This is a genomic window from Candidatus Symbiopectobacterium sp. 'North America' (assembly GCF_015762685.1).
Lineage (GTDB): Bacteria > Pseudomonadota > Gammaproteobacteria > Enterobacterales > Enterobacteriaceae > Symbiopectobacterium.
The window spans coordinates 39616-63606 of record NZ_PEHF01000081.1 but is presented as its reverse complement, the minus strand read 5'-3'; the positions used below and the strand labels follow the sequence as shown (position 1 = coordinate 63606).

Below are 23991 nucleotides of genomic sequence, written 5' to 3'. Positions count from 1 at the left end.
ACGATCCTAAGCGATATTCGTATGCACCACGGCATGATGCTGTTGCAAACCACCGCCTGGAGTATTCCTCGCATTGCCGAAGCCTGCGGATATCAATCGCGGGCGCGCTTTTCTGAGCGCTTTCGCACCCGCTTTGGCTGCTTGCCCTCTGCCATTCGCTGAGGCGGCTATGATGATGTGCTACCTGAAGGTGAGGGCGGGTTACCCCCTGTTTTTGAGGTAGCGCGACGTTCCTTATTCAGGCAGCCTTCGATAGTCGCTAACAGTTTTCCCGTGCCGCAGCAATTATCCTGATACCCGGCCACGTGTCGGCGATTAATCACGCGATCGTGCGGACATCCCCCATTACAGAGGGAAAACCAACGACACTGGCGCATTTTATTGAAGGCTTCCTGCTCCTCACGCTTTGCCGCCTGATTATGTGCCGAGTAGGCCAGCAGCTCTGCCAAATCAGTTTTCATTAACGAGCCGTAATGGCTACCCGCATCGCCTACATATTTGTCGCACGGTGAAACGTCTCCGTTTGGTTCCAGGGTAATCACCTCCTGGGAACAATTTTCTGACCAGTAGCAGGCGGCCAGTTGCGTTCCAGGATTCTTGATGGCTCGAATAAAATCGCTGAATTGTGGAATGTGTAAAACGGTGCGATAGTCGTCCCACCAAAGCGTAAATGCCCGAACCAGAAACGCGACAAACTAGGCATAAGTGATATAATTTTCGTCTATTTTCCCTCCCGCAGGGATGCGATTATCAGGGACGATGTTGAGAAATTCGATGTCATTGAGACCTATCTTACCGAAGTAATCGAACATTTCTCGCAGATCCGTTTGATAGACGTGGCGGTCAACAACGATGAGTGCCCCGTAGGGGATGGAATGTTGTTTGAGCTTTTTGAGTCCCTCCGCGACGCGTTGTGCTGTTCCTCGACCTCGGTAATCGACGCGACGTGAGTCATGAACGGCAGGAATGCCATCTAGACTAATACCAACATGCATTCCGATCCCTTTAATAAAGGCTAACCATTCATCCGAGATATTTACCGCGTTTGATTGCATTGAGTTGGTAATATGCTGTTCTGGTTGTTTGAATTGTTGTTGTAGCCAGAGTAGCTTTTGAAAAAATAGAGGATTAAGTAGCGTCACTTCGCCACCGTGCCAAACGAACTCAAAGTGTTTAATGTTGGGGATAGCCAATATTTTACGGATAGTTCGAGCCAATATATCAAATCGCATCGTTTGGTTTGGTTTGGTTTGGTTTGGCCCCTCAGCCCAGGAGTGGCAATAAGTGCAACGTAAGTTACACAGGCGAGTGGCTTTCAATACCACCACCAACTTTTTGGCTGCCACGGGTTGGGCGGTGACTGCTTGCTGTTGCTCGGTGTGGAAAATATGCAGTTCTTCGGTACTGAGCAACGCTTGTGCCGGAATTTTGCCAATCAGATAGGCGCTCATCTGTCGGTAGTCTTGCGTGGCGATTTTTTCGAGATCGTTGGTGCTCAGTGCTGATGTTATATCAGTATCAATCTGAACAATTGGTATGATTCCATTCATGATGTCTCTCCTTGCTATGTCATGTGAGACAACAGTCCTTCATCATTAAGTGTCGTTTGGCATACTTTGAGGCCTCGGGGGAATGCGTAACCATGACAACGGTAGTACCGACCTGATTAATCTCTTCTAGCTGCTTCAATACGGTTTTGCTGTTATTACTGTCCAGGTTGCCCGTTGGCTCATCGGCCAAAATCAATGCTGGCCGTGAAATCATGGCGCGAGCGATGGCAACCCTCTGTTTCTGACCGCCTGAAAGCTGGGCTGGGTAGTGTGCGCTTCTACCGGATAATCCAAACTGCTCAATGGTTTGTTTAACGCGAGCTTTTCGTTCAGATTTCGGTACTTGAGTGGTAACTCGATATTTTTATATACCGACATAAAATCGATCAGATCGAATGACTGAAATATGTAACCGATCAGTTTGCGGCGCAGCGCTACTTTTTGGCCGTGGTGCATCCGTGTAATGTCGTGCTGCGCCAGCTGCAATCGGCCGGCATCAAGCGTTTCAAACATGCCGAGTACGTTGAGCAGCGTGGTTTTTCCTGAACCTGATGGCCCCATAATGGAGACAAATTCCCCCGCCGTGATACGAAGATTGATGTCACGCAGCGCCAGTGTTTTCAGAGTTCTAGTGGTGTAAAATTTTTCTGCGCTTTCCAGTTGTATCATCTTATTCAAACTCGATAATGTTGGATTTTTCAACGTTGCCGCCTGTAAGCACCACAACCTGTTGCCCGGCAGACAACCCACTCAGTACTTCCGATTGTGTTTCCCCCTGACGTTTAATCACCACGGGTGTTTTAACCGCGCGATGATGTTTTTCATCATAGCGGTACACCCACGTCTCATCTGTCTCGAAAAAGACGGCTTTTGTGGGAATGAGAAATGCATCTGGCTGGGTTTCGAGTGAAACGCGCAACCGCGTTTCAATGAAAGTTGTTGTGGCTGAGCGAGTGTCAGTTTGGCAATGAACTTACCATTTTCTACCACGAAAGAGACGGAGGTGATGAGCAGGGGGATATCAATACCTGCATAGTTTGCGGTGACACGATCGTGCGGCCGGATTTTATCCAGATAATATTCGCTAAACGAGGCTTCAAAATAATAGGAATGCGGATTGTCTAAGTTGGCAACTTTTTCACCGGGTTTAATCTGTTGCCCCACCTTGATCGTCAGCGGTGACAGGATACCGTCAATCGGGGCGGTAATAACCAGCTTGTCCAGACCGCTCTAAATTAAACGGGTCAAGGTATCCAGATGCTTGACTGAAGCCGCTATTTCAGCAAGCTCGTCCGGTAGCATACGGTCTTGCCGCTCCTGATACGTCGTTAAAATAGCGTAGCGTGTTTTCCAATGCGCCAATTCATCCAGCAGTTGTTCATAGGTGGCTTTTTCCAGAATGCCGCGCTCGTACAATGTCTTTTTACGCGCCGCTTCTTTATCGATTTTCTCCAAATGAAAATATGAATCTTGCCGTACCAGACGCGTATCGAGATCATCCTCCTCGAGTAATCTGCGCATATTGCGCAGGTTGTTGGTCTGTTCAGTGACATCGGCAATACGCGAGGTGACCTGCAAAACGAAGTCGTCGTTCGACAATCGGGCAATAACATCTCCCTTTTTCACGTCGTTGGATGCGCTCTGTCGCACCTCAATGACCGTACCACCGCGTTCAGAGGCGATAATCACGCTTTCACTCGGGATAGCCACCGCCCGTGTTACTAGCGTATCGGTAAATACGCCGCGCTGGGCGACGTGTAACGTCACCAGGGTAAACGGCATTCGCGTTACTTTTTCTGCGGTGGCCAGGTTGATAAGCCACAGGCATAACAGGCCGAAAATCAGCAGTCCCAGGCCGACTATCCCTTTGGCAGCGTGATGTCGAGTGAATTTGGGATCTAATTGAATGTCCATCATGGCTTACCCTCGCCTTAACCACGGGCGGGTCATCCTGCCATCGTGCAACACCAGTGACAGTGTCATAATGGCTACCACCATGAGCCCCAGCAACAGCAGTGCCGCAAACGCATTGACATAGACCACCCCGGCAACGGTGTCATACTGCTGTAGCCAGCGCCTTAACAGCAAACATCCCAGGGCCAGTGACGCCAGTAAAGAGAACAACATGGGTAGTACATGTTGTTGCAGGAAAAACACTACGTCTGTCACAAGAAAACCCCCCACCGCTTCCATGATTTTCAGTGTGCTGTCTAACCGCTGAGCCTCTGATAGGCTGATCACCAAGGTGCTGATAACCATCAACATCAACGCTAATAGCGCGGTGAGTGTAATGATGTTGAGCATCTGTGAATCGTTATGGAAATGACGGTTATGAAGCGCCTGTACCGTTTGCAGAGATAAGTTTGGTGGGCCATAGCGTTTAATCAGTGCAACAACAGAGGCCTCCTGTTGATCGTTCGAATAGGCCACTGTCGCGAATTTTTCCAGGCGATCGTTGATGAAGATGATTAAAGGCTGGGTGGAAGGAAGGTGCTCTCCAAGGTCGAAGTTTTCCACTATCCGTAACACCCGAAGTGCTTTTTGTCCTCCCGGAAAGGGAATGTAGTAGCGGGTATTCAGCACTCCATCGACGGTTTTCTGCCCCATGGCATCCACAAAGGCACGGGTGACGATTGCGTGGCATACCTCGTCATCGGTGCTGGCCCGCAGCGTATTCTCTTGGCCTGCCACTGTTTTTAATCCCCAGGCCTCCACAAAGTATTTGTCGGCAGAAAGGGTATTGATGACGGTAAATTGGTCTTGTACCTGTTGTTGCGCGTGCTGCACGTTAAGTATGTGGCGCGACATATCAAACGGTTGCCAACTGCTCAAACTGAAAGCTGATGTGCCTGCGGTTTCCTGAAGTTGATGTTGTAACTTGCGTACGCGCTACTGAGTGTATAAAACCCTTCATCAAGCGTGAACGTCAGGCGGTGCGCTTTTTGGTAACCCACATCTGCATGCATCACCGTAAGATGTTGCGTCATCACACCCGCCCACAGGTAAACGGTGGTACCTGCTACCAGCAGTTGCACCATCATCATTATGCGGTTGAGGTAATACATACTCAGCTTTTCATAGCGATGCGGGGTCTGTGAAGCGCCGTTGCCAAACAAGAAGAAACAGAGACTCAGCAGGTGTGAGAGTAGCATCGTCAAGCCAATGAACAGGGTGACGCCCAAAAATACCGTCAGCAGGCGTGTCATTGGCTGGCGGAGGAGCAATTCGCTCACGTCCGCGGACAGCGGTAAGAGGGTGCCGAGCAGTAAGGTCGCCAGAGACACCGTTGTCAGGAACTGCGGCAAGAACACGCTCAGCGATTCTGCCAGGATCTGTGCACCTGAAGCGCCAAGACTGCGTTTGATATGCAGGCTGGGGCGTTTGGCGGCATTGAGAATGCCGTTGATATTGAAAAAATTGGCCACGGTGGTGAATAGAACAAACAGTGCCGCAGCGTACAGCGTATGCAGCAATGACTTTTCACGCGTCTTGACGAATTCATCGGCATAGCCATCGTCGTAGTGCATATTGAGGATATTTTTGGCGCTGAACGTCAGAAACGACAAGGGTGTAAAAGGTGCTCCGGGTAGCTGCGGTGCATTATTGGCGACGATACTAGCCAGCAGTTGTGGATCAAAATGCGGCTGAGAGGGTTTGAGGCGAGCGAAAGCGTAGACATGGCTGTCATACCAGTCCAGGCGTTTGTCGGGGTATCCTGCTATCCGTTCGGGGGTGAAGGCGATCGTGGCGGGCAGTTTTAGACTGCTGTCAGGGTTAGGTTCCACGATAGCTTTGATGGTGAACTGGCCGCTTTCCCCCAAATCCACTGTTTTGCCAAGGGGGTCATTTAATCCAAGATAGTGGCGGTTAAAATCGGCCGTGATGTAGATGTCATGGGAGCCGGGTGCAGGCAACGCTTCACGGTAGGGATGCAGTTGTGCCATGAACGTTGGGGTGACGGCAAATACTGCCACGCGGGGAATAACGCTGCCTTGACGGTGCAGGTGAGTCGACAACCGGTAGGCGTATCCGACGTCTTCGATATTGGGATGTTTCTATAATGCCTCCACTAGCGGAAACGGAACCTGCGCTGAGCGCACGATATAGCCATTAGGGAGGTTGAATTGACTTTCAATGCGATATAAACGCTGATGCTCCGGCAACCACCGTTCAATATCACGGTCTGTAACATAGAGCATAACGATAAGAAATGTCGTCACCAAACTAATAGCTGTAATAATAATGGCTAATAGTGCCGCTGCTGGTTTTTGCTTTATATCGTTGGTGAACGCATTTAAGATCATCGGCAACGGATTCCAGCGTGAAATTGAGGTATTAAGGTGTTGGTGTGTGAAACACAAAGCCACTGCAAGCGATGCTTAAATTGGTGTCCTGCAGACTTGTTATTCAAATCAATTAATAGAATATGCTCATCGGGATTAATGAACCTCATCCGTGAGGTTCACTTTGTAGGCCAGAAAATACTATTTGACTATTTTCCAATAGAGAACGACGACTCACTATATCATCGTGGCTGGTAGTTGAATCCTTTCGACCAATTCCAGGAAAGTGCCATGGGGGAAATAGTTAACTGTAATATATCATTGACGTGTGTGGTCGAGATGCTTGGGATGATTCCTTTTACACTTTTGCTTAACGCCATTAAATTTTCATGTAACTGTATCGATGGCGTTATTACTTTTTCATCAGCGATTGCATGCATAAAACCTCGTTTTTTTCATACGGCATGATTAAAGTAGATATGACAAATTGCATATCACCGCAGCGTGCAATCACCACTTTGAAAGTTGATTTAATTTTCGTCAACCCTTGTCGATTCTATTTTAGGTTCTATTTATATGTTGTTTTGTTTTTTGCTTGGATATTGGTTATTTTAAATGTAACTTTAATTATAAATATATAATATTTCGATAGTGATTTAAATAAAATGTCCACCGGCAGATACCAGCGCTCATCAGCACTGATATAGCCGTTATGGTATTATCTACCAACCGTTGACGTCACGATAACCTCTGCCCAGCTGCACTAAACCCGTGGGCGGTTGCCGTCATCATGCTCATCAGTGAGACGCAATCAGTCAGATTGCGGCGTGAAGCGATCATCTGCGGGGTTTCCCCGGCGGCATTGGCTCTATTTGGGTCAGCGCCCGCGGTGAGCAGGCTGGTGACCATCTGGATGACTTCATCCTCTTCAACCTCGTCTTCATCGAAAAATAACGCGGTATGCAGTGGCGTATTATCACCGTCATCTGGCGCATTGACGTCAAACCCTTGCTCACAGCAGAGTGTCACGATGGCCTGATGCCCGAGATAGCAGGCATAGTGCAGCGGTGTGATACGCCGATCGTTAACCTGATAGGCAACCTCTTCGTGTAGCAGCGCCGTTCTGAACTGGGCTTCCGTCGTATCGCTATGACTCTGCAGGCAGATGGCGTGCAGGAGGTTGTCGCCGTTGTTGGAGCACTAGTGGCGGATTTTTGACGTGGATTGGCGCGCCCACAGCAGGTCGAAATAAGGTGCGGCGCAATATTGTGCGGCCAGCATCAACGGCGTTCGACCAAGTTTATCAGGCTGTTGCGCGTCGGTGCCGCGCTCCAGCAGCAGGTGGACAATGGATTCCCGGTTGGCGCGTAGCGCGAAGATCAACGGCGTATCGCCATTCTCATCGGCGGCATTGATATCCGCGCCATGATCGAGCAGACGTTTGACGATCTCGCCTTTTAGTTCCGGATCGAAGCTGTGCTCTGCCTCCGTCTCTTCGTCATCGGGGTAGGTGTCGTAACTGTAGGCGCGCACTATCGCCTCATGCAGAGCGGTGCGCCCTTGCGCATTCGCCTGACGGGTGTCAACGCCGTGCGCCAACAGTGCCTCTAGCCCGGCCAGGCTCCCGTACCCGGCGGCGCACATCAAAGGATAGTCGCCATCGGGATCGACCCATTGGCAGTCGGCTCCGGCCGCTAACAGCAGCTCTACGGTTTCGCGGCACGAGACTTTATCTATCTACCCACCCCCAATTACTCAGTGCGCGGTGCAAGGCGGCGGAATTATCGAACCCGCCGACGGCGTTAGGGTTTGCGCCACGATCGAGGAAATAACGCACCAGCGGTGTTTGGCATTTGGACACCGCCATCAGCAGCGGCGTCGCCTCGGTGCCGCTCCTCGTTTCAAGGTCCAGCAGCCCACGTCGTTCCAGCTCATCAAGGTACGGGGTCACGGTCGATTCCGGTCTGCCGCTCAGACGGGTGCAGGCAAAATGGACAAACTGCTCCTGCTTGATACAGGTGCGGCGAGCTGGATCGGCACCGTGATCCAGCAGCAGGGTAAAGATATCGAAGTATTCCTGCATGATGGCCCATTCAAGCGCGCTGTTTTCTAACCGCGTCACCCCGTTGCGATGATCGAACTCAGGCTTGAAGCGGCGCGTCGCGGTACAGTTGGGATCGGCACCCGCCGTCAGCAGCATGTTGCACACGGCATACGCGTATTACGGTGTAATCTTATCACTGTTGCCACTCACATGATCCATCGAGTAGATCAGCAGCGGTTGTTCAGCATAAACGATGCTATTGTTCTTGATCTTCCTGCCGATAATGCGATTCGGATCGTTGCCGACGATCAGGCGTTTGACGGTTTCCAGCGCCACGCGGGAACCGATGGCGCACAGTAGTGGATCGCCTGAGATCTCACTGGTGAGATCGAGGGGGTCTGGCAGGCTATCGAGCAGCGGGCTGATATCCTCTCCGGCTTTGGCATAGTTCAAGTGATAGGCGATCATATTGCCGTTGAAATGTTCGTCTTTGATCTCGGCATTCAGCGACCAACCGATATCTAACAAGGCGCGCGCCAATGGAATAAAATACTCTGCATCGAACAGCGCGATGCATGCCGCAAGCGTGTGGGCGGTGCTCAGTGGCGCGTAGTCATGCGAGTTATAATTAAACGGCTCTGCGAGGGGTAATGACAGCCCTTTGCTGCGGTAGATACCCTGCAAACGGCGCAACACGGCGGATACCTTGCTCAGGCTCATCCGTTCTCCGTTGGGGCTCTGGGTAAAAAGGTAAGAGAACACCGTACCCTGTTTACAATCGATCCAGGTGAGATTGGCAGCGCGCGTTGCCAGCAAATTGGCGGTCTCCATGTGGCCGAACCACACCGCCAGATAAAACGCTGACAGGCCGTGACATTCAATGGCTGCACCGCGCTCCAGCAGCCAGGTCAGCAGAGCCTGACCGTGTTCCACGTTGTCTGGCCAACCAGCGACGATGTGCAGCGCGCTGATTTGAAAATGGGACCATTCGCCCGATGTGTTGATATCGGCGCCTTTGTCCAGCAGGGTGCCCAACAGGGATAGCTTTTCATCTCGCCGAAGACCGGTTGCGGTGACGATATCGATAAACATGGTGTTGATATCGGGCGCATCATGCGGCAATTCGTCAATGATCTGCCGGATGGTTCGCGAATCATGGATCAGGATACTGTGGGGAAGCTCATGCCCTTGGCTCTGGTTCAACTCGAAAATCAGTTTTACCTGCTTTGGCCGAAAGTTTTTGCTGGTGAGATAATCGATGATTTCCCCTTTCTCATCAGTAGGAATACTGATCCCGGCTTGCAGCAGCCGGATAAAACCGGCGAAGTTCCCGCGTCGGAGCGCTTCCAGCCCGATACCGGCATAATGGCAACTGTCCAAATCCAGATCGTGTTGCAGCCCGCCTTTTTCCAACTCATCCAGCACGCTGGTGAAGGTCGTAATACTGAGTTTGTCTTGGGTGTTGTACAGCGTACCGTTGGTCAGCGCTGAATAGAGCGGTGTTGCCCAAGGCTGTTCTGCCCGGTTGACGTCAGCGCCCAAGCGGATAAGCCAACGCAGACGCAGGGTATCAATGGTGATTTCTTCCTGGCTCAGGTAGTAGGCCAACAGTGTTTTACCGCTGGCCCGGGTATCGATCGTGTTCAGATCCAAGCCCTGTTGCAGAAAGAACGCAACGTGTTTCTCTTTCAGATCTTTACGTCGCACCAAATGGTGCAGCAGCGGTAAGCCATCGATATATTCCGGCAGGAAGATACCGGAATCGAGAAACGCTTCAATCAGCGGCAAACAAAGGGAATTGACGACCTCGTTTATCGCGGGGAGATGTCTGCCCTGTTCACCGATCACCGGCTCGCTCTCCTGCGACAGCAGGTAGCGTGCAATCTTTGCTTCACGGTAGGTGACGGCATAGTGCAGCGGCGCGAAGCCGTGCTCATCAGGTTGATTGCAGTTAGCAGCATCGATGCGCTGCTGGATCTTTCTGAGGCTACCTGATTTGATCAGGTCGCTGAGGGTCTTGGGGCGGCTGAAAAACATCGATTTGATTTCGCGTATCCTTACGTAACCGCATGATATAACGACATCGTTGACACCGCATCGGTGAAAAAACTAGCGATAAAACGGCCCCGTCGTCACCGAATCGCGCAGGATCAATGATGCTGGATAGGCCTTGCGTTGGCTCAACGTGCCACCATCCAGCATGGACAGCAGTCTGTTGATGATCTCTTGAATCATCTCACCCAACGGCATTTTCACGCTGGAGAGCGAAGGGATGGTAAACGCCGCCGTGGGCAAGTCATCAAAACCAATTACCGACACCTGCTCGGGCACACCAACGCCACGCGTATAGAGTTGTTTGAGCGCACCGATAGCCATGTCGTCATTGCTGGCGACTAACGCTAAGAAGCTGACCTGATTGTCGAGCAGGGTGTTGACGACCTCAACACCATTGGTGAGTGCCCACTTACCGAGAACGATACGGCGTTCATCCACGGGAATCGCGTGCTGTTCCAGTGCGGCTTTGTAGCCTGCGAGGCGTTCCATGCCGGTGGGCGAGTCCAGTGCACCGGTGATAAAGGCAATTTCACGATGCCCTTGCTCGATCAGGTGGTTGACGGCATTGCGGCTGGATTCATGCTGATCGGAGTAGATGCAGTAACTGTCATTCACCCGTAACCGGCGGTTCAGCACCATGATGGGCTGTTTATGCTGGCTAATTATCTGATCCATTTTATCAATGGTAAGAAAACGCGGATAGATGATGATGGCATCGCAGCGTAAATCGATCAGGAATTGAATCGCGGCGCGCTCTTCTTCAGCGCTGTGTTTGCCATCCACCAGCAGCAACTGGCGGCCGTGCGCCTCGGTCATTTTTGCCGCTTGAAACAGCAGCTCGCTGAAGTAAGTGCCGTGATACAGGGTATTGGTGATCACCAGCCCAATGGTTTGTGATTTTTGCGCGGCGAGGTTACGCGCCAACAGATTGGGGCGATAGCCGCTCTCTTCTATCGCTTTGAATACACGATCTTTTGTTTCCTGACTGACGTAACCGTTACCTGACAACACGCGCGATACCGTCGATTTGGCGACCCCGGCCTTCTTTGCCACCTCAAGAATGGTTGTCATGTACGGTTACCCGCTAAATAGTCATCTTGCGACAGTCTAACCGTTTTGCCTTTGCTTTTCAGTAGCTTCGTTGAATCGATCATGTTAACGATAGATGATCGTTATCACGAAAAGGAAAATTAATGGTTTTCCTCTCTTGTTTGGCGCTGTGAAACGTTTCATGATTTTGTGGAACCGGTTCCCTATGGCGATTTTTTCCGCACCGACACCAAGAGATAACCCACTTATGTCCAAGAATTATGAAACTGTCTCTCGCGCTATTGTGGATGCGCTGGGGGGACTGGAAAACATTGAAGCGGTGACGCACTGCATGACGCGTTTGCGCTTCGTTGTAAAAGATAAAACGCAGGTAGACAACCCGACACTCAAAGCCATCAGCGGCGTGATGGGCGTGGTAAACACGGAAACGCAGTGTCAGGTAATCATTGGCAACAACGTGGCGAAAGCCTATCAGGAAGTGTTGAAGCTCGGCCCGGCGGGGGCTGCGGGCACGCTGCCCGATGCCAAACGAAAAATCACCTTAAAAAGCATTGGTGCAGGCATTCTCGACGCGCTGATTGACACCATGTCGCCGCTGATCCCGGCGATTATCGGCGGCTCAATGGTGAAACTGCTGGCGATGATCCTCGACATGTTCGGCGTGTTCGAGAAAGGCTCCTCAACGCTGGTGATCCTGAATGTGATCGGTGACGGTGCGTTCTTCTTTCTGCCTATCATGGTGGCGGCCTCGGCGGCACTTAAATTCAAAACCAACATGTCGCTGGCTATCGCTATTGCGGGCGTGCTGGTGCATCCCAACTTTATCGATCTGATGGCGAAAGCGGCGCAAGGGCAGGTGGTCGAGCTGGCGTTTATCCCCGTCACGGCGGTGAAATATACCTACACGGTTATCCCGGCGCTGTGCATGACCTGGATCCTGTCGTACATCGAAAAGGGCATCGATCGCATTACGCCGGCAGTGACGAAAAACTTCCTGAAACCGATGCTGATCGTGCTGGTCTCTGCGCCGATCGCCATTGTGATTATCGGCCCGTTGGGCATCTGGATCGGTAGCGGCATCTCTTCGATCGTTTACAACATCCATGGCTATCTGGGCTGGTTATCGGTGGCGATCATGGGGGCGCTGTGGCCGCTGTTGGTAATGACCGGTATGCACCGCGTATTTACCCCGACCATTATTCAAACCATTGCCGAAACCGGTAAAGAGGGCATGGTGATGCTTTCAGAAATCGGTGCCAACCTGTCGCTCGGCGGCTCCTCGCTGGCGGTGGCGTTCCATACCAAAAACCGCGAGTTGCGTCAGACGGCGTTGGCAGCAGCGGCATCCGGCATTGTGGCTGGGATCTCTGAACCGGCGTTGTACGGCGTGGCGGTGCGATTGAAACGTCCGCTAATTGCCAGCCTGATCAGCGGTTTTATTTGCGGAGCAGTAGCCGGAATTGGCGGCCTTGCCAGCCACTCCATCGCGTCGCCGGGGCTGTTTACCAGCGTGCAGTTTTTCGATCCGGCCAACCCGATGAGCATTGTGTGGGTGGTGGCCGTGATGATTCTGGCGGTGGTGTTGTCGTTTGTATTGACACTTATTCTGGGCTTTGAGGATATTCCTGAAACCGAAGATGAATCGCAACCAACCAAAGCCAAGACGAGTGAACCCGTGCAGGTCACCAGCGTTAGTTAATTGATATTGGTACAAAAAGAAGGTGATTCATGTCAGCAGCGACATTTCCAGACGGATTTTTATGGGGGGCGCCCTGGCGGCAAACCAGTCAGAAGGCGCTTATCGGGAAGGTGCCAAAGGGCTGACCACCGTGGATATGATCCCGCACGGTCCCGCCCGTTTGCCGGTAAAGCTGGGGCAGGAAAAGCGTTTTACGCTGCGTGACGACGAGTTCTATCCCAGCCATCAGGCGATCGATTTCTATCATCGCTACAAGGAAGACATCGCGTTGATGGCAGAGATGGGGTTTAGCGTGTTCCGCACCTCTATCGCCTGGAGCCGTCTCTACCCGAAGGGTGATAAACTGACGCCGAATCCGGAAGGTATCGCCTTTTATCATGCGGTGTTCAGTGAATGCCACAAATACGGTATCGAACCGCTGGTGACGCTGTGCCATTTCGATGTACCGATGCATCTGGTCACCGAGTATGGCTCATGGCGCAACCGCAAGATGGTGGAGTTTTTCACCCGCTATGCGCGCACCTGCTTTTAAGCGTTCGACGGACTGGTGAAATACTGGCTGACGTTCAACGAGATCAATATCCTGCTGCATAGCTCGTTCTCTGGTGCTGGCCTGGTGTTCGAACCGGGTGAAAATCAGGATCAGGTGAAGTATCAGGCTACGCACCATGAGCTAATCGCCAGTGCGCTGGCGACCCGGATCGCGCACGAGGTCAATCCTGAAAATCAGGTGGGCTGCATGCTGGCGGGAGGAAACTTTTATCCGTGGTCCTGTAAGCCAGAAGATGTGTGGGCGGCACTGGAAAAAGATCGGGAAAACCTGTTCTTTATCGATGTACAGGCGCGCGGCGCTTACCCGTCCTATTCCGCGCGAGTGTTCCGTGAGAAAGGTGTCCATATCGAGATGCAGGACGGTGATGCTGAAATACTGAAAAACACCGTCGATTTTGTCTCTTTTAGTTACTACGCCTCACGCTGTGCCTCGGCGGAGATGAATGAGCACAACAGCAGTGCAGCCAATATCGCTAAATCTCTTACCAACCCACATATTACCCGCAGTGAATGGGGCTGGGCCATCGATCCACTCGGCTTGCGTATCACCATGAACATGATGTACGACCGTTACCAGAAGCCGCTGTTTCTGGTGGAAAACGGTCTGGGGGCACGCGATGAGATCAATGCCAATGGCGAGATCGAAGACGATTACCGCATCAGCTATTTGCGTGAGCACATCCGCGCCATGGGCGATGCGATCGATGACGGTATCCCGGTCATTAGCTACACCACCTGGGGCTGCATCGATCTGGTCGCCGCGTCGACCGGGGAAATGAGCAAACTCTACGGTTTTGTGTATGTCGATCGCGACGATCTTGGCAACGGCACGCTGGAACGATGCAAGAAAAAATCCTTTGCCTGGTACCAGAAAGTGATCGCCAGCAACGATCATGATCTGGATTAACGAGAAACGCTATCATTGGTGTATCACATCAGATTCTGTAAAAAGGCCGATCTCGACGTTAACCGTTTCGGGATTGGCTTTTTAATAAACCAATAATAAACAAGTCTGGGGTTTGGTTGCTTCCTAAAAGATGATTGTATAACAGTTTAGTCAACGGCTGATAGAGATAGGGGTCTGTTTCAGAATCAACACTATATTATCTCTTATGGCACTTGTAACCTTTGATGAAATATTATCCCCGATGAGCCTCTGGCAGTTATTGAGCCATTTGCTGCGCGGGGATATTCACCCTGATGAGAAGAGCGTTTGGTTAAAGCCCGCCTACCGTCTTAAATTTCTGGTGCGCTCGCTCCTTCACCCTGTTTTGACGCTGAACTGGCTCCACTACATTGCCAGTCACCCGCAGCGGGCGCAGATGCTGTATGCCCAAATGGCGCTGCCCGATAAACTTCAACGGCCATACCTCTCTAGCCGTTTTTCTGCCCGCAACGCCTTGGCCGCGCTTTGTTATCACTATGATGCCGTGGCCTGTGCCAATCCAAGGTTACGTCGCCTGATGCTGACACCTGGCGGTGTACCGATCGTCAATTTTCAGGGTAAAAGCGGTGCTGCTTACGCGTTGCTATTGGGTTCCCACTCATCACTGGATAAAGAGGGATAGATAACGCTTCAGTTGTGTACTGAGGGGATGCCGCTGGCGCGTATGACCATGACCGTGGTGCAGTTCGACGGACAGAGAGCGTTATTTATCGGCGGATTACAAGGGCTGACGCGGCACTTGCAACAGCAGAAGGCGCGCATTTCGCAGGTAACGCGTGATTGCCATGGGTTGTTCCCTAAACGGCTGGTACTCGAAACGGCCTGCGTGCTGGGCGAGCTGTTAGGGATTGAGTGCATGATAGCGGTGGGAAATCATACCAATCTTTATCAGAACTGGCGCTACTGGCGTAAAAAGAAAACCAGTTTTCATGCCGATTATGAGAGCTTTTGGCTCTCCGTGGGGGGGCAATTGCGACCCGATGGCGTGTGTCTGTTGCCGCTGCGTATCGCACGCAAAAGTCTCGACGACGTTGCCAGTAAAAAACGGGCAGAGTATCAGCGCGCCAACGGCGTGCTGGCGGAGATCCATCATCAGATGCATGCCTTGAAATGAGATCTTGATGCCTGTCTGACATGAAAATAACGTGGTTGAGCACGGCGATCGTTGCGGCCGGTAAACTGTTTGCATTGCTTGAGTTTTAATATATTAATAACTATTCATATATTAAATCATCTTAAGGCAGGAGAGGTACAATGCCCCATTATCACCACGATCATGCTCACGACCATGCGCCGACGGTAACGCGGTCAAATGAACGTAAGGTCCTGATCGCTTTTTTGATTACTTTTACCTTTTATGTTGGTAGAAGTCGTGGGCGGTGTGCTTTCCGGTTCGTTGGCGTTGCTGACGGATGCCGCGGCACTGGCGTTGTCCTATGCCGCCTTTCGCTTTGGTCGTCGTAATGCAGACACCAAGCGTACCTTTGGCTATTTGCGTTTCGAAGTCATTGCCGGGTTTATCAATGCGCTGACGCTGTTTGCTATCGTCATCTGTATAGCCTACGAAGAGTGGCTGCGTTTTCGCCAGCCGCATGAGGTGCTAGCGGGGCTGATGCTGGTCGTAGCGGCGATCGGGCTGCTGGTGAATATTGCGGTGTTCTGGATATTGACGCGCGGCGACAGCGAGCATGTCAATATCAAAGGTGCTGCACTGCATGTGATGGGCGATCTACTGGGTTCCATCGGTGCTATCGCGGCGGCCATTGTGGTCTATTTTACCGGCTGGACCCCCATCGACCCTATCCTGTCGTTGGTGGTGTCGGTGCTGATCTTGCGCAGCGCATTGGCGTTATTGAAAAAATCGCTGCACATACTCTTGGAAGGGGCACCCGCCAATGCCATGCCGCAAGAGATTGAACGCTACCTTAAAGAGAGCGTAACGGGAGTGGCAGATATCCACAATCTGCACGTGTGGATGATCACGTCGGGGCGCACCCTGGCCACATTGCATGTACGCGCCAAAGAGGGGGCGGACGTGCGTCAGATGGTTCGGCAGGTAGAGCGCGAGCTTTATGACCGTTTTCACGTAGAACACGCAACGGTTGCCATTGACTGGGGTGATGAAGATGAGGCGGCCTGTAGGTGCAGCATGTCACCCTTTAAGGAAATACATCAACATCATGACGATCATTCTCATCATCATGATACGGACATATCTGTTACGCGAGGGCACGCACATTGAGTCGTCATGCCATGCTTTCTCTGCATGAAACTACCATCCTGTCAGAAACGTTTCGTCTGATGGGCGATCCTACCCGTTTGCGCATTTTGCATTTCTGCCTGACGGGGCCACATGCTGTCGGTGACATTGCGCAAAACCTGGCGTTTTCACCGTCACTGGTGAGTCACCATTTACGCTTGCTACGCGGCGCGCGCTTGGTGAAGCGGGAGCGTCGGTCACGCCAGATTTTTTATACCGTGGCGGATCATCATGTCACCACCATGTTGCTGGACATGGTGAACCACATTCGCGAATCACAAGAAGAAGAGTGACGTCTGTCAGAAAACGGGCCTGCATGCTGAAAGGGTTGCCACAGGCTTCTCGCTACGAGTAGGGTAGTTGTGGTTTTTTTACGGCTACCGTTGATAACGCGAGGGGGAGAAATGGGGGCGATTCTTTTATTGGAATCTCGGGCGGAGGAACTGCGTGCGCTGTTAAGCACGAAAGCATCGGGGTTGGACTATTGCCTTCCTGATGACGGAGAAGACGCCGTCGCGCGCTGTGACATTTGGCTTGGTGAGCCGGACCGGGCGGTATCGCTGCTAACCGCTGGGCATCGCCCGGCATTGCTGCAATCTACCTGGGCTGGCTTCAAGCCGCTGCTTGCAGCGGGTCTCCCGCAAAATTACCGTTTGAGTCGCGCCGTAGGGGTGTTTGGTCAGCCGATTGCACAATACATCCTGGCACATTTGTTGGCGCACGAGCAGCGTTTGTTCGCATTGCAGGAACAGCAGCAACGTCAGGAGTGGGATCGCCACCTGTCCGGGCTGTTGACGGGCAAAACCTTATTGATCGTTGGCGCGGGTGATATTGGCGCTGAAGTGGCCGCCATGTTGCGGTCATTTGGCGTAACGCTATACGGGATTGTTAATACACCGCCGGCATTGTCCGGTTTTGCGCGTGTGTCGGGGATTGACGCGCTGGCGCACGATGTGGCGCAGGCCGATTATATGGTGAACTTGTTGCCGGATACGCCGAATCTGTACAACGCAGATTTGTTCGCATGCATGAAACCCTCCACGGTATTTATCAACGTGGGGCGCGGCACGTCCGTGGTGGATGACGATCTGGTGGCGGCGTTGCGTGCAAGAAAACTGGCAAGAGCGGTGCTGGATGTTTTTCGTCAGGAGCCGCTGCCGCCAGAACACCCTTTCTGGCTAACGCCCCGGTTAACCTTGACGCCGCATATTGCCGGTCCGATGGTGCCAACGCTGATGGCGGACCTGTTCTTGGACAACTTGCAACGTTACTCTCAGGGTGCGGCGCTGCGCGGCGAAGTTGATTTTTCACGCGAGTACTGAGTTCGCAGGTATTTAGCACCAGCGAGCAGGGAATGACCACTTGCGCGCATTTTCACTGAAAAGGGCTTGCCAGCCTGAAATGATTGGTACATAATGCTCACCGCTAACACGAAGCGTTGAATAAATTTATTATATTCAATAAGTTATCGTTAGCTGAATTACACTTCCTAAGCGGGAATAGCTCAGTTGGTAGAGCACGACCTTGCCAAGGTCGGGGTCGCGAGTTCGAGTCTCGTTTCCCGCTCCAAAATGTGATGTGTTGAATGCTCAATGATTCCGCAACGCATTAAAAAATAGACCGAAAGGTTTTTTTGCCCGAGATCCTGACATCAGCCATCCACTGGCATGATGTCATTATCCACGCTGCTCTCTCCACTTCTTCGCACCCTAAACTTTTACGCATTTGTGCTTTGAGCGGTCCTGCCACTTCTGGGCGCAAGTGTGCGTGTATCTTTTCCACGTTTTCACAGCCTTTAGGCTGGGGTGGGGGCAACGGTTCCGTTCTGGTTAGCACACCCCACAGGACATAGAGAAGAAAACCGACGAGTACCGGAAACCCACACCAGAAACCGATGAGGGCGAGGCGTATTTCGAACGTTATGGTGCGTGGTGAAGCGCTGGGGATTGTCGTTGACGTACTGTTTGCGGCGGGGATCTCACTGTCTGGCGCAGAGCACTGGCTGGCATACGGGACGAAGTATTTTGATACTGATTCAGTACCGAACTGCTGTTCGACGTATTGCCACGCGCTGACGGGCATCAGTAAAAAAGACAGTGTGTCGCTCACCAGGCTTTCGGTGTGCACGCGCAAAGCATATCCTCCAGCCAGTAGCAGGCGTTCAATGCGCGCCTGCTCCGAATCATACTCATCTGATCCCAGCGAATGATGATGAAAAACATGCTGAACGCCAGCAACGTTGACCGTAGCGGTTTCAACGTCGCTGTCGTAGTCAAATTCAGTAGAAAAAACCGCGTCTCCCAGATAGTGCGAGATTCCCTCCAACAGGCTGAAAATCCCCTCCCGCCAGTCGATATGGATGCCGTAGACGCTCATAAAGGTTGACGGATAGTCATCTCGTGAGGACGCCGTTTGCTCGGTCCCTTCATGGTATTTGAAAAATGCATGACGTCTGGCGCAGGCCCTTTCATCATCCTCAGCAGCAAAAAAATCAGAAAACGCATCCCTGTCAGTTAATTGCACTGTGGTTCCTTCCTCTGTTTAGCGCGTTTTTTACGCTGCCTATGCATTCTTTTTTTGCTGTATGCGGTCACTTTCATACAACAGCAAAATGCGTTCTGCGAAGTCGTCATCGACGGTATAAAAATAGCTTTCCGGTACGCCGAGTACACGGGCAAAGGCGCACATAATCTCGAATGTGGGGCGATAGGTGCCGCTTTCATACTGTGAGACACGCGAACGCGCGGTCGCTTCTTCAATGCCCGCGAGCACTCCCAGTTTTTCCTGAGTCAACTTGGCATGCAGGCGGGCAGATTTAAGGCGAGCAGGTAGCATCATGGCACCATCGATAATCGATATTGACTTAGTGTTTAGCATTACTTAACATCGCCGTTGTTTAGATATGCTGAACATTTGCACATAATAACATCGGGGGATGGTAATGGACGGTAAGGACTGGCACCCGGCAGATATCGTAGCGGGTTTGAAAAAACGTGGCACAACGCTGTCTGCGCTTTCCCGAGAAGCGGGATTGGCGTCATCAACACTGTCAAACGCGTTGGTGCGACGCTGGCCCAAAGGCGAACGGCTGATTGCTAACGCGTTGAATAAACGTCCTGAAGAGATTTGGCCTTCGCGCTATTAGTCCACGTTTAGAAAATGGCATATGCCTTGGATTCTCTAACAAAAAAGCGCTTCATGCCTCCCCTGTCGAGGAGTAGCCTTGCACTATCCCTTACGTAATACATGGAATTTACAATGAGTGTGGTTTATGTGGTGGTGCTGACGTATGTGCGGCCGCTTGAGGCGATTGATGAACAGATTCCTGCTCATGTTGAATGGTTAAAACAGGGCTATGCCGACGGTGTTTTTCTCGCATCAGGCCGACGCATTCCGCGCACTGGCGGCGTCATTTTGGCGAAAAGCGACAGCCTCGAACAGTTGCAGGTGCGCCTTAATCAGGATCCGTTTCAGAAACTGGGGCTGGCCCATGCAGACATCATTCCGTTTGATGCCAGTATGACGGCGCCTGCGCTGCAAGGCCTGCAGTTATCCCTTCATGTTAACACGGCCAGCTCATCGATGCTGATTGAGCTGGTTGTGCCCTCGGCATTTTTATACCTTTTTTACACCCCTGCCTGCGATATTAACGACATTTTTACGCCCTGATTCTTACACTCGAGCCACATTCAATAAACGCGGGGAGATAAACCGTGAATGTGGGACTGATGACAGGCATCGTGCTGGTATTTCTGTTACTGGGCTATCTGTTTTACGCCCTGTTTCGGGCGGAGGAATTCTGATGGCGGCCAATGCGTTTTTACTTTTGGCCAGTTTTCTGGCCGTATTATTGGTGCTGACCCAACCGTTGGGGCGGTTGATGACGGGGATAGTACTCGATCGCGCTTTACCCGGCGTGGCGGCGTTCGAACAGGGGATTTGGCGTGTGTGCGGCGTGTCAGACAGCGAGATGAACTGGCGTCAGTATCTGTGCGCCATTTTGCTGTTTAACGCCCTTGGGTTGTGCTTTCTGATGGTAGTGTTGATGGTGCAGGGGAGCTTGCCCTATAACCCGCAGCAGTTGCCCGGTTTGTCCTGGCATTTGGCGCTGAACACCGCCATCAGTTTTGTCAGTAACACCAACTGGCAATCCTACGCCGGGGAATCCACCCTGAGCTATTTCAGCCAGATGGTGGGGCTTGCGGTACAGAATTTCTTATCGACAGCTACCGGGATTGCGGTACTGTTTGCGTTGATGCGTGGCTTTTCCCGTCAGAGTACCGACGCACTCGGCAATGCCTGGCGCGATCTGACGCGCATCACGCTATTTGTGCTGTTGCCGCTGTCGCTGCTGATGGCGCTGTTTCTGGTCAGTCAGGGGGTGATTCAGAATGTTAACCCCTACCTGACGCTCACCACGCTTGAAGGCGCACAGCAGACGCTACCAATGGGGCCAGTGGCGTCTCAGGAAGCGATCAAAATGCTCGGCACCAACGGTGGCGGCTTTTTCAATGCCAATTCAGCTCACCCGTTCGAAAACCCCACCGCGTTAACCAATTTTGTGCAGATGCTGGCGATTTTCCTGATTCCAGCCGCGCTGTGTTTCACCTTTGGCGAAACGGTGCGCAACCGGGCGCAGGGACGAACCCTGTTGTGGGCCATGACGTTGATGTTTGTGGTGGCGGCGGTGTTGGTCATGATGGCGGAAGTGAAAGGTAACCTGAATTTGACGCTGCTTGGCGCGGACAGCGCGATGAACTGGGAAGGGAAGGAGAGCCGCTTCGGTATTCTCAATTCCAGCCTGTTTGCCGTGATCACCACGGCGGCATCGTGCGGAGCGGTCAACGCTATGCATGACACCTTTACCGCGCTGGGGGGAATGATTCCGCTGTGGTTGATGCAACTGGGCGAAGTAGTGTTTGGCGGTGTTGGCTCGGGGCTGTACGGCATGTTGATGAACGTGCTGCTGGCGGTGTTTATTGCCGGGTTGATGATTGGCCGCACGCCGGAATATCTGGGAGAGAAAATCGGTGTACCGGAAATGAAGATGGCGGCGATTTATATCCTGATCACCCCGTCACTGGTGCTGTTGGGTACGGCGCTGGCGATGATGACCGATGCTGGGTGCGCCGGAATTTTCAACCCGGGACCGCACGGTTTTAGCGAAGTGCTCTATGCGCTCTCTTCTGCGGCCAACAACAACGGCAGCGCGTTTGCTGGGCTCTCTGCCAATACGCCGTTCTGGAACCTGCTACTAGGCGTTGCGATGTTGATTGGACGCTTTGCGCCCTTTATCCCGCTGTTGGCCATTGCCGGTTCACTGGCGACGCGCAAGATCCAGCCTGCCAGCCCCGGCAGGTTGCCGACGCACGGCGCACTGTTTGTCGCGCTGATTATCGGCACCGTGTTGCTGATTGGTGCACTGACGTTTATCCCTGCGCTGGCGCTGGGGCCTGTTATCGAACATTTGCAGTTGCTGGCGCGCTAATCGCCGGAGAATTCTATGACACATCAAATCGCGTCTTCACAACGCGGCACACTGTGGCGTGCTGCGCTAGCTGAATCATTGACCAAGCTTAGTCCCCGCGTGCAATACCGTAACCCGGTGATGTTTGTGGTGTATCTGGGCAGCATTCTCACCACGTTGCAGGCCGTGGGCATGGCGTTGGGGTGGAATGAGGGACAACTGGGTTTCACGGCGGCCATTAGCCTGTGGCTGTGGCTGTGGTTCACTGTACTGTTTGCTAATGTTGCCGAAGCGCTGGCCGAAGGGCGCAGTAAGGCGCAGGCCGAGAGTTTAAAAGGCATTACGCGCACCAATTGGGCGAAAAAACTCTCTGGTCCTGAGCCGGAGTTCGCCCAGCAGAAGGTTGCCGCAGACAGCCTGCGCAAAGGCGATTATGTGCGGGTGGATGCAGGCGACATTATCCCGTGTGACGGCGAAGTGCTGGCCGGGGGCGCTCCCGTGGATGAAAGCGCGATTACCGGTGAGTCTGCACCACTGATTCGCGAGGCCGGCGGCGATTTCGCCTCAGTCACCGGGGGCACGCGCATTCTCTCTGACTGGCTGGTGATTCAGTGCAGCGTCAATCCCGGTGAAACCTTTCTGGATCGCATGGTGGAAGGGGCCAAACGGCGTAAAACGCCGAATGAAGTGGCACTAACCATTTTGCTGATTTCACTCACGATTGTGTTTCTGTTGGCGACGGCGACGCTGTATCCGTTTTCTGCCTGGGGCGGTACACCTGTCAGCATTACGGTGTTGGTGGCACTGTTGGTCTGTTTGATCCCTACCACCATTGGCGCATTGCTCTCGGCGATTGGCATTGCGGGCATGAGTCGTATGCTGGGAGCGAATGTGATCGCCACCAGTGGACGCGCGGTGGAAGCTGCTAGCGATGTGGATGTGCTGTTGCTGGATAAAACCGGCACCATCACGATGGGTAACCGCCAGGCCAGCGCTTTCCTGCCTGCCAGCGGCATCAGTGAATCCGCGTTGGCAAACGCTGCGCAGTTGGCCTCACTGGCCGATGAAACGCCGGAAGGGCGCAGTATCGTGGTGTTGGCTAAGCAAAAATTCAATCTACGCGAGCGTGATTTGCAGAGTCTGAACGCCACCTTTATCCCCTTTTCGGCGCAAACGCGCATGAGTGGCGTCAATGTCGGGCAAAAAATGTTACGTAAAGGCGCGGCGGACGCGATTCGTCGGCACGTTGAAAGCAATGGCGGGCGCTTCCCTGCGGATGTGGTAGCCCTGGTGGAATCGGTGGCGCGCAAAGGTGGCACACCGCTGGTGGTGGCGGAAGATAATACTGTCATGGGCGTGGTGGCGCTCAAGGATATCGTCAAAGGCGGTATTAAAGAACGCTTTGCTGAACTGCGCCGCATGGGGATCAAGACGGTGATAGTCACGGGCGATAACCCACTGACCGCTGCCGCCATCGCTGCTGAAGCGGGTGTCGATGACTTTTTATCGGAGGCCACACCCGAAGCCAATCTGGAGCTGATTCGTCAATATCAGGCAGAAGGACGCATGGTGGCGATGACAGAGGATGGCACCAACGACGCCCCCGCGCTAGCGCAGGCGGATGTCGCGGTGGCGATGAATTCCGGTACGCAAGCGGCGAAAGAGGCGGCCAACATGGTGGATCTGGACTCCAATCCGACCAAGCTGCTTGAAGTGGTGCATATTGGTAAGCAGATGCTGATGACGCGTGGCTCGTTAACCTCGTTCAGTATCGCCAACGATGTCGCTAAATATTTTGCCATTATCCCCACAGCCTTTGCGGTGACCTATCCACCACTGAATGCCCTTAACGTGATGGGGCTGCATTCGCCAGCCTCGGCCATTTTGTCAGCCGTGATTTTTAATGCCTTGATTATCGTACTGCTGATTCCACTGGCATTGAAAGGGGTTAGCTACCGCCCGATGCCAGCGGCCGCGCTGTTGCGCCGCAACCTATGGATTTATAGTGTGGGGGACTGGTAGTGCCTTTTATTGGCATCAAAGCGATTGACCTGATACTGACCACGTTGGGTTGGGTTTAAGGAG

General features: G+C 52.6%; 19 protein-coding genes, 1 tRNA gene and 8 pseudogenes. 13 read left to right on the top strand and 15 right to left on the bottom strand.

Annotated elements, in window-relative coordinates; translation table 11 throughout:
- Positions 1 to 3: 3 nt before the first annotated feature.
- Positions 4 to 162, top strand: coding sequence for a helix-turn-helix domain-containing protein (locus tag CS369_RS23945; protein WP_280514818.1), 159 nt, complete (start codon positions 4 to 6; stop codon positions 160 to 162).
- A gap of 77 nt (positions 163 to 239) precedes the next feature.
- Here CS369_RS23945 and darE read toward each other — a convergent pair.
- The 13 genes and pseudogenes from darE to CS369_RS16665 form a co-directional block, all read right to left on the bottom strand.
- Positions 240 to 1550, bottom strand: a pseudogene (darE, locus tag CS369_RS16720) (darobactin maturation radical SAM/SPASM protein DarE); the annotation flags it as partial.
- Positions 1551 to 1569: 19 nt separating this feature from the next.
- Positions 1570 to 2219 (bottom strand): annotated as a pseudogene (locus tag CS369_RS16715) (ATP-binding cassette domain-containing protein).
- A 1-nt stretch (position 2220) separates the two neighbouring features.
- On the bottom strand, positions 2221 to 2343 hold the full coding sequence (locus CS369_RS24680; RefSeq protein WP_280514814.1) for a hypothetical protein: 123 nt from the start codon (positions 2341 to 2343) through the stop codon (positions 2221 to 2223).
- Complete coding sequence (locus tag CS369_RS16710) at positions 2337 to 2759, bottom strand: HlyD family efflux transporter periplasmic adaptor subunit (protein WP_280514817.1); 423 nt, start codon at positions 2757 to 2759, stop codon at positions 2337 to 2339. The genes CS369_RS24680 and CS369_RS16710 overlap by 7 nt, the downstream gene beginning before the upstream one ends.
- A gap of 21 nt (positions 2760 to 2780) precedes the next feature.
- The gene (locus CS369_RS16705) at positions 2781 to 3467 is read right to left on the bottom strand and encodes a hypothetical protein (protein ID WP_196907981.1); all 687 of its coding nucleotides are present in this window, start codon (positions 3465 to 3467) and stop codon (positions 2781 to 2783) included.
- A 3-nt stretch (positions 3468 to 3470) separates the two neighbouring features.
- Positions 3471 to 4382, bottom strand: coding sequence for a hypothetical protein (locus CS369_RS16700; protein ID WP_210769501.1), 912 nt, complete (start codon positions 4380 to 4382; stop codon positions 3471 to 3473).
- On the bottom strand, positions 4379 to 5566 hold the full coding sequence (locus CS369_RS16695; RefSeq protein WP_196907979.1) for a hypothetical protein: 1188 nt from the start codon (positions 5564 to 5566) through the stop codon (positions 4379 to 4381). The genes CS369_RS16700 and CS369_RS16695 overlap by 4 nt, the downstream gene beginning before the upstream one ends.
- Positions 5567 to 5605: 39 nt before the next feature.
- Positions 5606 to 5860, bottom strand: coding sequence for a hypothetical protein (locus tag CS369_RS16690; RefSeq protein WP_196907978.1), 255 nt, complete (start codon positions 5858 to 5860; stop codon positions 5606 to 5608).
- Between the two features lie 711 nt (positions 5861 to 6571).
- Positions 6572 to 7015, bottom strand: a pseudogene (locus CS369_RS16685) (ankyrin repeat domain-containing protein); the annotation flags it as partial.
- Positions 7016 to 7033: 18 nt separating this feature from the next.
- Positions 7034 to 7537, bottom strand: a complete 504-nt coding sequence (locus tag CS369_RS16680) for an ankyrin repeat domain-containing protein (RefSeq protein WP_280514815.1) — start codon at positions 7535 to 7537, stop codon at positions 7034 to 7036.
- A 25-nt stretch (positions 7538 to 7562) separates the two neighbouring features.
- Positions 7563 to 8033: an ankyrin repeat domain-containing protein gene (locus tag CS369_RS16675; protein ID WP_196907976.1), complete on the bottom strand. Its 471-nt coding sequence runs from the start codon at positions 8031 to 8033 to the stop codon at positions 7563 to 7565.
- Between the two features lie 21 nt (positions 8034 to 8054).
- Positions 8055 to 9914, bottom strand: a complete 1860-nt coding sequence (locus tag CS369_RS16670) for a hypothetical protein (RefSeq protein ID WP_196907975.1) — start codon at positions 9912 to 9914, stop codon at positions 8055 to 8057.
- A 72-nt stretch (positions 9915 to 9986) separates the two neighbouring features.
- Positions 9987 to 11003, bottom strand: coding sequence for a LacI family DNA-binding transcriptional regulator (locus CS369_RS16665; protein WP_196907974.1), 1017 nt, complete (start codon positions 11001 to 11003; stop codon positions 9987 to 9989).
- 226 nt (positions 11004 to 11229) lie between these two features.
- Here CS369_RS16665 and ascF point away from each other — a divergent pair, with 226 nt between their 5' ends.
- The 7 genes and pseudogenes from ascF to CS369_RS16625 all read left to right on the top strand — a co-directional run bounded on the left by ascF (position 11230) and on the right by CS369_RS16625 (position 18008).
- Entirely contained in the window at positions 11230 to 12681 is a 1452-nt protein-coding gene (gene ascF, locus CS369_RS16660) for a PTS cellobiose/arbutin/salicin transporter subunit IIBC (protein WP_196907973.1), read from the top strand.
- A gap of 29 nt (positions 12682 to 12710) precedes the next feature.
- Positions 12711 to 14140, top strand: a pseudogene (locus CS369_RS16655) (6-phospho-beta-glucosidase).
- Between the two features lie 205 nt (positions 14141 to 14345).
- Positions 14346 to 15293, top strand: a pseudogene (locus tag CS369_RS23940) (VirK/YbjX family protein).
- 140 nt (positions 15294 to 15433) lie between these two features.
- A pseudogene (locus tag CS369_RS16640) lies at positions 15434 to 16421 on the top strand (cation diffusion facilitator family transporter).
- A gap of 11 nt (positions 16422 to 16432) precedes the next feature.
- Entirely contained in the window at positions 16433 to 16732 is a 300-nt protein-coding gene (locus tag CS369_RS16635) for a metalloregulator ArsR/SmtB family transcription factor (protein WP_196908009.1), read from the top strand.
- A gap of 111 nt (positions 16733 to 16843) precedes the next feature.
- On the top strand, positions 16844 to 17761 hold the full coding sequence (locus tag CS369_RS16630; protein WP_196907970.1) for a D-2-hydroxyacid dehydrogenase: 918 nt from the start codon (positions 16844 to 16846) through the stop codon (positions 17759 to 17761).
- A gap of 171 nt (positions 17762 to 17932) precedes the next feature.
- Positions 17933 to 18008: transfer RNA gene (locus tag CS369_RS16625), tRNA-Gly, on the top strand.
- A 39-nt stretch (positions 18009 to 18047) separates the two neighbouring features.
- Here CS369_RS16625 and CS369_RS16620 read toward each other — a convergent pair.
- Together CS369_RS16620 and CS369_RS16615 are read right to left on the bottom strand one after the other, a co-directional pair.
- The gene (locus tag CS369_RS16620; RefSeq protein WP_196907969.1) at positions 18048 to 18962 is read right to left on the bottom strand and encodes a hypothetical protein; all 915 of its coding nucleotides are present in this window, start codon (positions 18960 to 18962) and stop codon (positions 18048 to 18050) included.
- 39 nt (positions 18963 to 19001) lie between these two features.
- Complete coding sequence (locus tag CS369_RS16615) at positions 19002 to 19274, bottom strand: helix-turn-helix domain-containing protein (RefSeq protein ID WP_196908008.1); 273 nt, start codon at positions 19272 to 19274, stop codon at positions 19002 to 19004.
- A gap of 106 nt (positions 19275 to 19380) precedes the next feature.
- Here CS369_RS16615 and CS369_RS16610 point away from each other — a divergent pair, with 106 nt between their 5' ends.
- The 5 genes and pseudogenes from CS369_RS16610 to kdpB all read left to right on the top strand — a co-directional run bounded on the left by CS369_RS16610 (position 19381) and on the right by kdpB (position 23987).
- The gene (locus tag CS369_RS16610; RefSeq protein WP_196907968.1) at positions 19381 to 19584 is read left to right on the top strand and encodes a helix-turn-helix transcriptional regulator; all 204 of its coding nucleotides are present in this window, start codon (positions 19381 to 19383) and stop codon (positions 19582 to 19584) included.
- A 113-nt stretch (positions 19585 to 19697) separates the two neighbouring features.
- Positions 19698 to 19985, top strand: a pseudogene (locus tag CS369_RS16605) (YciI family protein); the annotation flags it as partial.
- Between the two features lie 167 nt (positions 19986 to 20152).
- Entirely contained in the window at positions 20153 to 20242 is a 90-nt protein-coding gene (gene kdpF / locus CS369_RS16600; RefSeq protein WP_196907966.1) for a K(+)-transporting ATPase subunit F, read from the top strand.
- The gene (gene kdpA / locus CS369_RS16595) at positions 20242 to 21927 is read left to right on the top strand and encodes a potassium-transporting ATPase subunit KdpA (protein WP_196907965.1); all 1686 of its coding nucleotides are present in this window, start codon (positions 20242 to 20244) and stop codon (positions 21925 to 21927) included. The genes kdpF and kdpA overlap by 1 nt, the downstream gene beginning before the upstream one ends.
- Positions 21928 to 21942: 15 nt before the next feature.
- A pseudogene (gene kdpB, locus CS369_RS16590) lies at positions 21943 to 23987 on the top strand (potassium-transporting ATPase subunit KdpB).
- The last annotated feature ends 4 nt before the right edge of the window (positions 23988 to 23991 follow it).